14 protein-coding genes are annotated in these 13,404 nt (G+C 51.5%); 6 read left to right on the forward strand and 8 right to left on the reverse strand.

All coding sequences use genetic code 11. The features are described from left to right. The first annotated feature begins 81 nt into the window (after positions 1–81). The 4 genes from AC1WNR_RS08400 to AC1WNR_RS08415 are packed head-to-tail and all read left to right on the forward strand — an operon-like array spanning position 82 to position 2,101. Positions 82–336, forward strand: coding sequence for a PepSY domain-containing protein (locus AC1WNR_RS08400; protein WP_481644054.1), 255 nt, complete (start codon positions 82–84; stop codon positions 334–336). Between the two features lie 25 nt (positions 337–361). Next, positions 362–892 (forward strand): cytochrome b/b6 domain-containing protein, encoded by a 531-nt coding sequence (locus AC1WNR_RS08405; RefSeq protein WP_481644055.1) that lies wholly within the window; start codon positions 362–364, stop codon positions 890–892. A 4-nt stretch (positions 893–896) separates the two neighbouring features. After that, complete coding sequence (locus AC1WNR_RS08410) at positions 897–1,418, forward strand: helix-turn-helix transcriptional regulator (protein WP_481644056.1); 522 nt, start codon at positions 897–899, stop codon at positions 1,416–1,418. Next, the gene (locus tag AC1WNR_RS08415; protein ID WP_481644057.1) at positions 1,415–2,101 is read left to right on the forward strand and encodes a hypothetical protein; all 687 of its coding nucleotides are present in this window, start codon (positions 1,415–1,417) and stop codon (positions 2,099–2,101) included. The genes AC1WNR_RS08410 and AC1WNR_RS08415 overlap by 4 nt, the downstream gene beginning before the upstream one ends. 134 nt (positions 2,102–2,235) lie before the next feature. Here the strand turns inward: AC1WNR_RS08415 and AC1WNR_RS08420 are convergent, their stop codons facing one another. The 6 genes from AC1WNR_RS08420 to AC1WNR_RS08445 form a co-directional block, all read right to left on the reverse strand. Then, positions 2,236–2,997 carry an SDR family NAD(P)-dependent oxidoreductase gene (locus tag AC1WNR_RS08420; RefSeq protein WP_481644058.1) on the reverse strand — a complete coding sequence of 254 codons (762 nt, stop codon included), beginning with the start codon at positions 2,995–2,997 and terminating at the stop codon, positions 2,236–2,238. Between the two features lie 19 nt (positions 2,998–3,016). Beyond that, a complete protein-coding gene (locus tag AC1WNR_RS08425; protein WP_481644059.1) occupies positions 3,017–3,547 on the reverse strand; it encodes a hypothetical protein in 531 nt (176 codons plus the stop codon). Positions 3,548–3,614: 67 nt separating this feature from the next. Continuing rightward, positions 3,615–4,520: a hypothetical protein gene (locus tag AC1WNR_RS08430; RefSeq protein WP_481644060.1), complete on the reverse strand. Its 906-nt coding sequence runs from the start codon at positions 4,518–4,520 to the stop codon at positions 3,615–3,617. A 41-nt stretch (positions 4,521–4,561) separates the two neighbouring features. Next, the gene (locus AC1WNR_RS08435) at positions 4,562–7,267 is read right to left on the reverse strand and encodes a PAS domain-containing hybrid sensor histidine kinase/response regulator (RefSeq protein WP_481644061.1); all 2,706 of its coding nucleotides are present in this window, start codon (positions 7,265–7,267) and stop codon (positions 4,562–4,564) included. A 174-nt stretch (positions 7,268–7,441) separates the two neighbouring features. Further along, on the reverse strand, positions 7,442–9,361 hold the full coding sequence (gene htpG / locus AC1WNR_RS08440; protein ID WP_481644062.1) for a molecular chaperone HtpG: 1,920 nt from the start codon (positions 9,359–9,361) through the stop codon (positions 7,442–7,444). A 98-nt stretch (positions 9,362–9,459) separates the two neighbouring features. Then, entirely contained in the window at positions 9,460–10,173 is a 714-nt protein-coding gene (locus AC1WNR_RS08445; protein WP_481644063.1) for a DUF599 domain-containing protein, read from the reverse strand. Between the two features lie 196 nt (positions 10,174–10,369). Here AC1WNR_RS08445 and AC1WNR_RS08450 point away from each other — a divergent pair, with 196 nt between their 5' ends. Continuing rightward, positions 10,370–10,693, forward strand: coding sequence for a DUF3301 domain-containing protein (locus tag AC1WNR_RS08450; protein ID WP_481644064.1), 324 nt, complete (start codon positions 10,370–10,372; stop codon positions 10,691–10,693). An 80-nt stretch (positions 10,694–10,773) separates the two neighbouring features. Here the strand turns inward: AC1WNR_RS08450 and AC1WNR_RS08455 are convergent, their stop codons facing one another. Together AC1WNR_RS08455 and tpiA are read right to left on the reverse strand one after the other, a co-directional pair. Continuing rightward, positions 10,774–11,100, reverse strand: a complete 327-nt coding sequence (locus AC1WNR_RS08455; RefSeq protein WP_481644065.1) for a c-type cytochrome — start codon at positions 11,098–11,100, stop codon at positions 10,774–10,776. Between the two features lie 52 nt (positions 11,101–11,152). Beyond that, positions 11,153–11,914 (reverse strand): triose-phosphate isomerase, encoded by a 762-nt coding sequence (gene tpiA / locus AC1WNR_RS08460; RefSeq protein ID WP_481644066.1) that lies wholly within the window; start codon positions 11,912–11,914, stop codon positions 11,153–11,155. A gap of 474 nt (positions 11,915–12,388) precedes the next feature. Here tpiA and AC1WNR_RS08465 point away from each other — a divergent pair, with 474 nt between their 5' ends. Then, positions 12,389–13,369, forward strand: coding sequence for a glutathione S-transferase family protein (locus AC1WNR_RS08465; RefSeq protein WP_481644067.1), 981 nt, complete (start codon positions 12,389–12,391; stop codon positions 13,367–13,369). The last annotated feature ends 35 nt before the right edge of the window (positions 13,370–13,404 follow it).

Consider the following 13,404-nt stretch of genomic DNA (forward strand, 5'->3'; position numbering starts at 1 on the left):
AAACTTCAGTACTCTAGAGACCGATGGTATTTCGAGCTCTACTGGATTGCGTCAACCGACACATCCAACAGGAGATCAAACATGTCCAAACTATTTGTAACCAGTCTGATTGCAGCGACCGCCCTGAGTGTTTCGATTGCCCAGGCCGGCGAGCGCCTCCAGCTCAACGCTGAGGTAAAGCAGCGAATCAACGCCAGTCTCACCAAGCAGGGATATCAAGTAGGCAAAATTAAGATTGAGGACGGCCTTTATGAAGCCTACGTCAGGAAAGATGGTATGCGCTTGGAGGTGTATCTTGATAGCGATATGAATATTGTGCGTGTCAAAGAGGACTAGCTCACGAACTTGGGAGGGATCAACAATGCAAAAGGTTTACGTCTGGGATCCGTTAGTACGACTATTCCACTGGTCACTGGCAATCAGTTTTGCCGCCAATGCCTTTGTCGTCGATCAGGACTCTGATCTTCATGAATACATTGGCTACACCGTGATGGGGTTAGTACTGATACGCATTGTCTGGGGGTTCGTTGGCACGCAATATGCGCGCTTTAAGAGTTTTCCTCCAAGTGTTAGCGACTCGCTTGAACAACTCACCGACCTGGCACTGAGACGTAAACACCTGCATCTGGGGCACACGCCTCTGGGCGCATTGATGATCTACAACCTCCTCGCCTCGCTGTTGTTGTTGACCCTATCTGGCTTCTTAATGACAACTGACCTCTTCTGGGGCACTGAGTGGACTGAAGAGCTACATGAGGCGTGCGTCAACTGGATCGAGTTCTCACTAGTGCTGCACATTGGTGCGGTGATATACGAGAGCCACCGAACAAAAATCAACCTTACCTATGCTATGGTCAATGGCAGCAAGACAATACCTGAGACTGGGGAGTAAGTAGATGCGGACGAGGATCAATGGCAACAAACAGGCAACGATGCTGCTAGCTATCATTGTAGTGCAGGTATTCTGTGCCGGTTTTTTTGCCATCGACGTGATCTCTGACTTTACTGATGCCGATGCTGAACTCAGCTCACACCTCTATGTCGAGGCCCTTGCCACACTGACCTTGGCTATGGCTGTTGTGCTGGAATCGCGGCAGCTGATGCAGTTGTTGCGCAGCAAAGCACATTTGGAAGACCGGGTCCGCCAGTCTGAGATGACCGTGCATCAACTTATTGAAGAGAGCTTCAGCCGTTGGAGTCTCTCCCCGGCCGAGTACGATGTAGCCATGTTCCTTTTCAAAGGACTCAACGCAACAGATATTGCGAAGATTAGAGGTACCTCGGAGGGAACGGTTAAAGCTCAGTGCAGTGCTGTGTACCGCAAAGCGGGCGTGCAGAACCGCGCAGAGTTGCTGATGGCGGTAATGGACTCACTCTACGACAAAGAATCTATGGAAACCGACTGGAAAGAATCATGAACTCAAATTTTCTAAAACTTAGCGTCCTCAGCGTAGCACTTATCAGCAGTGGCGTTCAGGCCGACCTTGTTATCAAATCCGGTCAGGTAATTGGTAGCGATGGCAAAATTTACGATGGCATGTCGCCCCAGACTGCAGCAGCTCTGGCCGCACAGGCGGAAGCGGGTGCACTAAAAACAGGCATCATTAACGGCAATTTCTACGTTATTCTGGACGACGTCATTTCCACGGTACCTCTGCGGAGCCTGAGTAATCTCGAGCCCGAAGAGCGTGTCAGTTTAATCAAAGAGAGTTTCGCCCTCGAGGCACGTGAGGCCTACGAGGCTGAATATCGAGCAAGCCTCAGCAACACAGTTGCAACCCGGTTAGAGGCTGAGGTCGAGGAGCGGCTCGAGGTCGCAGAATCAGACGTAGAGCGAGAGATCGACGACCATCTAGATGATATTGAGCACGAAATTGAGCGCGAAGTCGAAGATCACCTAAACGAAATCGAGCACGAAATTGAGCGCGAGGTCGAAGATCACCTAAACGAAATCGAGTACAAAATTGAGCGCGAAGTCGAGAGTCACATGGAAGAGATCGAACACGAAATCGAAAGCCATTCTCAGGAGATTGAGCGTGACATCGAGCATCACAGCGAAAGTCATGACGACGACCACGACGAGCATGATGACGACGATTAAATAGTAATCAACCGTCGGAGGGATATCCGCGCAGCGGATGTCGCGACCCAATACACATGATCGCCTCCTCGGCTACGCCGAGAAGCCTCCTACGGGTTGAAGGGATCTGCGCAACGCGCATGTTCGCGACCTTTTTAGATAGAACCCGCCTCAACCATGTAATTGTTGGCACTGCACATCGCCGAGTCGTCGGACGCCAAGAACAGCACCATGCGCGCCAAATAGACGGGCTCAATGAGCTTGGGAAGGCACTGGCGCTGACGCTGCTTCTCCAAGGCCTCTGGCGTTGCCCAGAGCTCCTTCTGACGCTCGGTCATTACCCAGCCGGGCACCACCGTATTCACACGGATCATATGCTGGCCAAAGTCCCGTGCAAGCGTGCGGGTCATACCGTGGACTGCAGCCTTGGCGGTTGCGTAGACAGGGAATCCACCACCAGCTTCCCACCAGGAGTTAGAGCCCATATTGATGATGCTACCGCCCCCGTTCTTGATCATTCCCGGCGCGACCGCCTGACAGGCGAAGAACATATGCCGTAGGTTAGTATTGATGCGATCGTCGTAATATTCCGGCGTCACTTCCGACCAGTCGTGACGATCATCGCGTGCCGCGTTATTGACCAGCACATCAAACTCACCGCCCTGAGCAATTAGATCGATAACAGCCGCTTTAAGGGCATCGATATCGCGCAGATCAAGTTGACGGAACTGAAAGCTGTCTGCGCCCAGCTCTGCTTGGAGCGCTGCAGCTGCGTCTCCGTCCATGTCCAGCGTCGCCACCCGAGACCCCTGGGCCACAAAGGCCCTAACAATCTCTGCCCCGATCCCACTGGCTCCCCCGGTGATCAAGACATGCTTATCTTTGAGGCTTGGATAGATCGCAAAGTTATTGCTCACATTGAACTCCCATTCGAAATCACTCTTTTCCTGATTTACTCAGCTCTCTCATCGGTGCAGAGAGCTGTTCGACATCGTCAACAATACGGCGGTAGAGCAGCTGATAGACCCGCCCATCCCGTCTGTAGGGTTCGGAATAACCCAAGGTTGACCGATAGAGAAACTCCTTACCCGACACGTCATAGGTACGCACCAGCACCACCTGACCGGGATTATCACGCACAATTTTTTGACGTTCGTAATCCTCTGGTTGATAAATTTGGCGCTGAATCTTATCCACATCGAAGCTCGTCAACATGCGCAAATGCGGTGTGGAACCCCGAACAACCTCACCCATACCGGTATCCAGATCGATCTCTATGAGTGTCATTTGAGCCGTGTCGATAACGGTATCTACCACGCGTTCCTGCTCTTCCAAGCGGCGCAGTTGCTGGTTAATCTGGTACTGGTTACGAACTGCATCACTGACATCGATGATGACACCGCAAGCCTGCCAGCCATCAGAGGAGTCAAGGAATTCAAATCTAAACTTAACCCATATGGATACCATCCCAACTGCGCACGTTCAACTCGAACGTCTGCGTACCCTGATTCTGCTGCTGATATGTGATCGACTCTCACAACTGCTGGGCCGAGAAGCCAATGGCATAACTCAATAGTTTGTCGGAATCGACCAATGGAAATTGCTGCGTGGGTAAAGCCATCAGCATCCGGGATGTATCATCTAAATCAAACAGATCCGTCGACACATCGTAGGTAAAAGTTCCTACATCTCCCATCCGGGTGGATCGCTGTAACCGCTCATAAGCAGCTTCAAGCGCCAGAGCCGCTTGCTTCTCTTGCGTGATGTTTTTCACCAGAAGTAAACGGCAATGATCACCCTGCTCGTTTCTAAAATGACGAATATTAGTCTGTCTGACCCAATCCAAATCTTCGCGTCCCGGGAGCATTGACCGAAACTCAACAGGTACGCCGGGCTGTTCGAGGGTTTCAGAGATAACCTGAGCCTGCTCACCTAAAGCATTCTCTCTTCGGCTACCCGCCAACTGGGGTTCCAAATCAGGATTTTTCGAGTAGTTGTAGAGATAGCGAGCCTCACCTGTGGTGAGATTCTCCTCAACGACGTTTTTCCGATCAGCGTCCAGCGCCTGTTTTAACATCAGCTCGAGTTGCTTAGATGCTTGAGTCCGCCGGGAGTAGTAAATTCGAATACATTCGCCGTCAGTATCCTGGCGCTCTTCTATCAGTCGCATCTCGAACCACTGGTAGTCGAACCAAGCGTCTTGTTTGAATGGAAACTCCACAACCGCACCAACCTGGCTCAATGCGGCCTTCACCGGCTCATGAAATGCAGTTGGAATATGACGAAGGCGCTCATCGCCAGTGACTGGCCGATCTCCGCCGCTTGAGTAGGTTTGGCGTGAGATAAAACCGGACTCGCCTGTCGCTGGTTTTTCCCACAAAATTTCTATATCGGCCGCTTTAATCACCTCTTTAAGGAGCGACTCTAAATCTATATCCACGCTATCATCCTGATATCTCTGCTAATCGCATGATGCGCGGTTTACGGCGTGTCGTAAAGCACTTCCTGAGTCTGTTTCTCCAGCCAGGCGGCCAGTTTTCGAATATCAATGGGTTTGGGAATAATCAGATCGGCACCTGCCTGCAGCATATTCTCTGTCTCATCACCAATCGTAGCTGCAGTAAGGCCCACCACCGGACCACCAAAACCTTGCGTGCGCAGTGCGCTAACAAACTCATAGCCGTTCATTTGAGGCATGAAAATATCGCTTAAAATCAGATCAAACTTGGACTCAGCACAGCGCTCTAACGCATCGCTACCGTGCTCTGCGACGGTTACCAGTGCGCCTTTGGACTCCAGCATCTTCTGTGTCAGCATCCGAATGGTGAGGTTATCTTCGGCGATCAATACGCGCTTGCCCTCGAAGGGGTTGACCGACGCCTGAGGAGATTCTACATGAGTCCCCCCGACCACGCGCAAGATCGGCATCTCAATATTAAACGAGCTGCCTCCACTGGGTGTCGTTTCGTGGAAAAGCTCACCGCCCAATCCACGAATCAGATCTCGGCAGATAGGCAAACCCAAACCTGTCCCGTCCGCTTCAGTATTGCCGCGCACAAACGGCGTGAAAAGTTGTTCAACCTTATCAGCAGGAATGCCTTTGCCATTATCAAGCACCCTAAGATGCAGCTTGTCCTGCGGATTATCGGTGGCGCTAATCTCTACGGCTATTCGGACCCGATCGCCACCCGAATGGATCAATGCGTTTTTCGTCAAGTTAGTCAGCACTTGGCGGACCGACGAGAGCTCGACTTCAGCGTACTGAAAATCGGCACGTTGAAGGTCGAAGGTCAGCGAAAACCCCTGCGACTCAGCCATTGGCCGTAAGCTGGTCACAATACCTTCGAGAAACTCGGGTAGCTGAACCACTTTTCGTTCTCGAGTCCGCTGTTTATCTGGCTGAGCAACCTGACGAAGATCATCGAGCACAGTCACCAGATGCTCTGCTGTACTTTTCAGCATCTGCTGGGTCTGCTGCAGATCGCTGACAGTGCCGCCTTGCTCAGTGCACTGTTCGAGCTGTTCAGCTAACATTTTTAGCGTCGCTGCGGGTGTTCTCAGCTCGTGTCCAATGACCGCAAACATCTGTTCGCGGCGCTGTTGCTCCTCCTGCATCTGCAGTTCGCGCTCGACTCGTTCAGTGACATCGAGCATCACGCCCTCAAGACTAAGGTTGCCGCTCGGGTCAGTGTAACGCTCAATGTGGACCTCTAGGTAACGCAGTGAACCATCCTCTAAGCGCACCTTACGATCAACCTTGTGATGCCGTACGTCCTGGTTAATCCGCTCCAAAATTTTCGCGCGCGCTTCATCTCTGTTATCCAACTCAAACGCGCTTAGGTACAGATCCAAAGACAGCACAGGAAACTGCTCTACCGGCAGATTGAGCAACTCACGCGCGATCGAATTAAGTTCTATTCGATCATCTTCAAATTTATAACTGAAGGTCCCAATGCGGGCGGTTGCCGTTGCACGCTCAATCTCGGCATTGCGCTGCTTAACCTGTTCATTCGCGCGCTGTACGTCAGATATATCCACCAACACCGCATCGCAACCTAGATAACGCTCTCCATCAAACTTGGGGAGGAAATTCATTTTGAGGTGTCGAACCTCACCATTTTGATGCAGGATACGCCGAAGTCTTGTTCTACTCCCAAAACCAGCCACGATCCTAGATCTCAGATTAAGAGCAGTCTCTCGCTCGTCCGGGTGTACGCGTGATAAGTAATCTTCGAACCTGGGTTGGGGGTAGAGCTCGTGTGGAAGGTCCAACAATTCGCGTGCTGTTGCATCGAGCTCAAGTAGACCGGACTCATAGTTCGCTGACATAAGGCCAACTCGCGCTGTTGACGCCAGGTTGTATAGCTGATGATTCAGGTTATTGAGTTGATCTACTTTTCGTTTGAGTTCCAGCTCGCGCCGCTTCTCATCTGCGATGTTGAAACTCATCAACAAGCGCTCAGTCTCACCATTATCGTTGATAGACTCCCCAAGATTAATCATGCGGTGCCATTCACGATGACCGGCCGGCATTAACCACTGGTACTCAGCACTGCCGCCTACTTGTGAGACGCCCTCTAGAAAAGCATCTCGCTCTTCAGGAAGCATTTTTTCAGTACGACGCTCTGCACATAGCGGGCGCTGTTCATGCGACTGTCGTGCATGACGCACCACATATCGACCTGTTTTAGTAGTTAGATTTTCGACTAACAGATTTGCCTGAAAGTGATTAAGTCCACGATCGATCGCTTTTTCATCCAATGTTCGCGCGTCTTGCTCAGCCGTCAAGTTCCTCACAATGATGAGTCTGAAATGCTCACCTTCGGTGTTTTGATAAAATTTGACAGTCTGAGCCTCTACCCACACCTCGCGTTGCTCGTCTGGTGACACGCATCGCGCAATCTGAGAGTGCCCAATTTCGTCAAGAGCCCGATCTAAAAGTTCACGATACTTGGGATCAACAGCCGGTCGAAATCCTGTTACACCAATCAGAGGCTGCCGGATCTTCCCCATTTTTGAGGGACCCAGAACAAACCAGGAGTCACCGGTATCAAGGTTCTCTTCAACGAGGGTGACCCCAACTGATGCTGCCTTCTGAATTTCTGGCGCTTGGATTTTCTTCCCTGCAAGTGCTCTGCTCTCAACTCCACCGGCAGACTTGCGTCTATTCCTTCCCATATCGTTCATGCGAATAACTCTGTTTGTTAGCTATTATCAATGACAGAGCAAAATTAATGCCAATTTTTAGACAAAAAAAACGCCCTCTTATGAAATTTCACAAGAGAGCGTTTTATCTGGTTTTTAGGAGCGAGCGCAGCACGTGACCAATGATTTATGGCCGCGGTGCTCCCGCTAGATCTCTTAGGCGCTTAGCTCAAGCAGCAGCTTGTTCATGCGACCAATATAAGCAGCTGGATCTTCCAGCTGACCACCGGCTGCCAGTTGTGCTTGATCGTGAAGAATCAGCGCAAGGTCGGCAAAGCGATCCTCGTCTGCTTCCTGATCGAGTTTGGTGATCAGCGGGTGCTCGGCATTGAACTCGAATACTGGCTTGGTATCCGGCACAGCCTGACCCGCCGCTTCCATAATACGGCGCATCTGCAGGCCCATATCGTAGTCACCCAGTACCAGACAGGCTGGTGAGTCAGTCAAACGCTGGCTGACACGCACAGACTCAACCTGAGACTCCAACACCTTACCGAGGCGCTCAATCAAGCTCTCGTAAGCTTTACTCTTCTCTTCGAGCTCGGCTTTCTGCTCTTCGCTCTCCTCTTTATCGAGTTTGAGCTCGCCCTTGGTCACATCCTGGAACGACTTACCGTCGAAGTCGAAGATGTGGCTCATCATCCACTCATCGATACGATCGGTCAGCAGCAACACTTCGATACCTTTCTTACGGAAGATCTCTAGGTGCGGGCTGTTCTTCGCGGCATTGTAGGAGTCGGCAACCAGGTAGTAGATCTTATCCTGGCCTTCTTGCATGCGGCCGAGGTAGTCCTCGAGCGATACCGTCTCGTCGCTATTACCTGTCTGGGTAGAGGCGAAACGCATCAGCTTGAGAATACGCTCACGGTTAGCGTTATCCTCAGCAGGGCCCTCTTTGAGTACCTGGCCAAACTCTTTCCAGAACTCTTGGTACGCCTCTGGGTCTTTCTTACCAAACTTCTCGATCATATCGAGCGAGCGCTTGGTAAGTGCAGACTTAAGCTTATCGACGGTTGGATCTTTCTGCAGAATCTCACGTGATACGTTGAGTGATAGGTTGCGTGAATCTACAACGCCTTTAATAAAGCGCAGGTAGAGCGGCAGGAACTGGTCCGCCTGATCCATGATAAACACGCGCTGCACATAGAGCTTGAGCCCCTTAGGTGCTTCACGGTTCCACAGGTCGTACGGCGCTTTAGATGGCAGGTACAACAGCGAGGTGTACTCAAGGTTGCCCTCTACACGGTTATGCGCCCAGGTGATTGGCTCCTGGAAGTCGTGCGATACGTGCTGGTAGAAGCCTTTGTAATCCTCGTCGCTGAGCTCAGACTTGTTGCGGGTCCACAGGGCGGTTGCTGAGTTGACGTTCTCCAGTTCAGTTTCCGCCTTCTCTTCAGACTCATCCTCTGAGGGCATCGCATCTTTGAGCATCTGCACTGGCAGAGCGATATGGTCAGAGTACTTCTTGACCAGCGAGCGTAGACGCCAGCCGTTGGCGAACTCTAGCGCATCATCTTTCAGGCTCAGTACAATACGGGTACCGCGCTCTGGCTTATCGATCTGCGCCAAAGTGAACTCGCCCTCGCCTTCAGATGACCAGTGCACACCCTCTTCGCCAGGCAGACCCGCACGACGGGTGTAGACATCCACTTTGGAGGCCACGATAAAGGCTGAGTAGAAGCCAACACCAAACTGACCGATCAGCTGACTATCTTTCGCCGCATCGCCAGAGAGGTTAGATAGGAAATTAGCGGTACCAGACTTAGCGATGGTACCAAGGTGGGCAATCACATCATCACGCGACATGCCGATACCGTTGTCGTCGATGGTGATGGTTTTGGCTTCCTCATCAAAGCTTACTTGAATGCGCAGATCGCCATCGTTTTCGTAGAGATCGGCATTAGAGAGCGCTTCAAAGCGTAGCTTCTCTGCCGCGTCAGACGCGTTAGATATCAGCTCGCGCAAAAAGATCTCTTTGTTTGAGTAGAGCGAGTGAATCATCAGCTGCAGCAGCTGTTTCACTTCTGTCTGGAAGCCTAGAGTTTCGGTGTTCTGGGTTTCTGTTGCACTGCTCATAATCTAAAACCTGAATATCCTTTCAATCAGTGAGTTTTAACCTCTCACAGATATGGGGGACTCAGATTGAATTTCAAGCCTCGTGTGCAGATTCTCTGCTAGCGTTGAAAATCTTCGGTATGTCCAAGTGTCTTCAGCGTCGATGAAGTGAACTCACGCCGGTAGAGAATCCAGACAACGATCACGGCGATCGCCATAAACAGCGCGGAGTGTATTAACCACCCCAGCATCGCAATAGCGAAGTAGTAGGAGCGCAGGCCAATATTAAAGTTGTTCGCCGCCATGGAGGCCATCTTCGCTATGCGGTTGGCGTGTGACTCTATCTCTTTAGTGTCATCAGCAGTGAACTGAGGTGCGCCGCCGATCATCACAGAGACGAAGCCGTACTGGCGCAGACTCCAGGTGAATTTGAAGAAGGCGTACACAAACAGCACCATCAATGAGAGAATTCGAACATCCCACTGAATCGGTGAAAGCAGCTCAGCGCCCGGCACCGACGCAAGTAGCCCCATCGCCGTCTCGCCGCGGGTTATCAGTGTCATAAGACCTGCGAGAATAAGCATGGTGGTGCTGGCAAAGAAGGTAACGCCGCGCTCTAAGTTAGCTACTGTTGTGGTGTCCGGCACGCGCATGTCGCGCACCAGCATCTCGCGCATCCACTCCAGCCGGTAGAGATGCATCACACTCGCTAGGCAGGGCTCGTGATAGCTAGCTCGGCGGGCATAGGTTGCGTAACCTTTAAAGCAGATCAGAAACCATACAAGCGCCAGCAGGTCGAGACTGAGTAGTTCGAGATAGCCGCTAATCGTCATGCTTAGTTCCTGAAATTACAGAGGATTTCGCTCAGTATGGTCGCACAACCGCTCAAGTGCAACGCCCTTCTATAGGAGTGATATCCGTGCAACGGATGTCGCGCCCCTAGGCTTCACATCGCCTCCTTCGCTGCGCCAAGAAGCCTCCTACAGAGGCATCGACTGTGTTAGCATCGGCGCAGTTAAGGAGTCCAAGATGTATCTAGAACTGATCGACCTATTCTGGCTAATGCTCATCGCAGGCGCAGTACTCTTCTGGTATCGCGGTTTAGCCGTGCGCGAGCGCGCATTGGTGGCCGTACGTAAACACTGTGACGAGATGAATCTGCAGTTGCTCGATCAGACAGTCGCGCTGCGTTCACTCTGGATAGGACGCAACAGCCAAGGCCGACTAAGCCTTCGTCGCCGCTACGGTTTTGAGTTCACCAGCACCGGCGACGAGCGCTACCAAGGCCAGATTTCTTACTTAGGAAACAGAGTCGAGACCATCCAAACCGACGCCCACCGCCTGAATTCCTAGGGCACCTGCTGTATGAGTGCAGTTCATTGCGCGATTATGCTGCCTCTCAGCTGAATGCTTCACCGAGCCCATTGGAGCTTCTAAAGCCTCTTCAAATAGGCGGCAATCTTCCCAGCCTCTTCCGTTGGCATCTCTTTCCAAACCGGCATTTGCAAATTCTCTCGATGCTTCCCGCGAATAAAATCCACGATTTGACCGCTACTCAATTTGGTATTTTTATTCGCAGGAATACCGGCCAAAAAATTGCCGTTGCCCGCATTGTGATGACAGCCAGCGCAGTGAAATTCAAATAGCTCTTTACCGGTATTCAGCTCAGGGTGGTCATGTTGATCCACATCTTCGCTACACCCCTGGAGCAAGGTCAAAGGAGCTAAGAACAAGAATGTTTTGATAACGTTTTTACGCAAGATTCTGACCTCTACAAAGAGTATAGGTCAGTCTCCTGGAACTAGGCGCAGTTTAGACGGAAGCTTGAGCCGCCAGACAGATCGCGCTGAAATCAGCTGCCTTCAATGAAGCACCACCAACCAGACCACCATCAACATCAGCCATCGCAAAAAGCTCAGCCGCATTGCCCGCGTTGACTGAACCTCCGTAAAGAATCGTGGTCCGCGATGCAATCTCTGCATCCTGCTCTGCCAGCAGGTTACGGATAAAGGCGTGTACCTCTTGCGCCTGTTCAGGCGTAGCGGTCTCGCCTGTACCAATCGCCCAAACGGGCTCATAAGCGATAACAATTTGCGCAAAGGCTTGAATGTTCGCGCTATCTAAAACAGCACGCACCTGCGTCTCAATCACGGCCTGCATCTCGCCCGACTGGCGCTCCTCTAGGGTCTCACCCACACACAGGACAGGCACTAAACCCTTCTCCAGGGCTTTGTTTACCTTAGCGGCTACCAGCGCATCGGTTTCGCCATAAATTGCCCGGCGCTCAGAGTGGCCTACAAGTACAAAACCTATCTCTAAGTCGCGCAGCATATCGGCACTAACTTCACCGGTGAAAGCGCCCTTGTCCTGATCACTCATGTTCTGAGCGCCAACATGGATGCTGTTAGCAGAGCAGAGATCGGTCACCTGAGGCAGGTAGACAAATGATGGACAAACTGCGACGTCAATATCTTTGCAGTCGTCAGCTGTCGACTCCAGCGCTTCAATCAGCGCCTTATTCGCCAGTAGAGACCCATTCATTTTCCAGTTACCCATGACTAGGGGACGACGCATGCTTTACTCCAGTAGAGATAGTTTGTGTTTGTATAAGAGGCGCTAGCTTAGCCTGCTGCGCCCCCTTTTTTCAACGAACGAGTAAGAATCTAAAGACTATTCTTGAGCGTCATCGGCATCCAACAGTTCAGCCTGCTCTGCAACCTCTGCACGCACATCAAAATCGCGTGGCCAGTCATTTGCATCAAAGTGTTCAACGGTTTGGTTTTCCATCTCGCTCTCCATACTCTCTGTTTAAGACCTAATTTCGGTTAGAAACAGACTTTTTCGTTATTTTTTTACCGTTTATATCGCCTAACTGCGCATAACAAGCCTCATTTATAACGAAATATGTATTTCATTTACAGATAAATTGGAAAGTTTTATACCTTTCACCTGCATAATATCGATCCAATCGATTGAAACAATCCAAACCTATCGATTTAAATGAACGATGACTGACGTAAACTATCAGAACCGAAAATGGAGGATTCTATGGGACTGTTAGTCGACGGTAAGTGGCACGATAAGTGGTATGACACAGCAAAAACCAAGGGTAAGTTTGAGCGCTCGATAGCTCAGTTTCGCAACTGGATAACGGCTGACGGCAGCGCAGGTCCATCGGGTGAAGCTGGCTTCAAAGCAGAGCCCGGGCGCTACCACCTCTACGTCTCCTACGCTTGTCCCTGGGCGCATCGCACGCTGATGATGCGCAAACTCAAAGGTCTCGAGAATATGATCTCCGTCAGCGTGGTCCATCCGCTGATGCTGAGCCACGGCTGGACATTCGCTACTGACTTCGACGGTGCTACCGGCGATCATCTATTTGATTACGACTACTACTACCAAATCTATACGCGTGCCGATTCTAACTACTCCGGGCGTGTTACCGTGCCTGTCGTTTGGGACAAGCAGCAGGACAAGCTGGTCTCTAACGAGTCCTCCGAGATTATCCGTATGTTCAACTCTGCCTTCGATGATTTGGGCGCAACGCCGGGTGACTACTACCCGCAAGAGCTCCGCGCTGAGATAGATCGAATCAATGACTGGCTTTACGAGTCAGTCAACAATGGCGTCTACAAATCCGGTTTTGCCACTTCGCAAGAGGCATACGACGAGGCGGTGGAGGCGCTGTTCGAGCGCCTAGAAGAGGTGGAAGCCCTGTTAAGCAAACAGCGCTATCTCTGTGGTGATCGTTTTACCGAGGCGGACATCCGGCTCTTCCCTACCCTGTTACGCTTCGATCCTGTCTATGTGCAGCACTTTAAGTGTGATCGCAAACGCATCGCTGACTATCCTGCGCTCTCAGGTTACCTGCGTGAGATCTATCAGATGCCGGGTATTCGCGAGACCAGCAATCTGCAACATAACCGCCACCACTACTACCGCAGCCACGCAACCATCAACCCGCACGGCATCATCTCTACCGGCCCACAATTCGACTTGGATGCCCCACACGGCAGAGACCACCTGTAGGAAGAATATCCGCAACGCGGATGTCGCGACCCTCG

It is taken from the genome of Marinobacterium marisflavi, assembly GCF_982447095.1.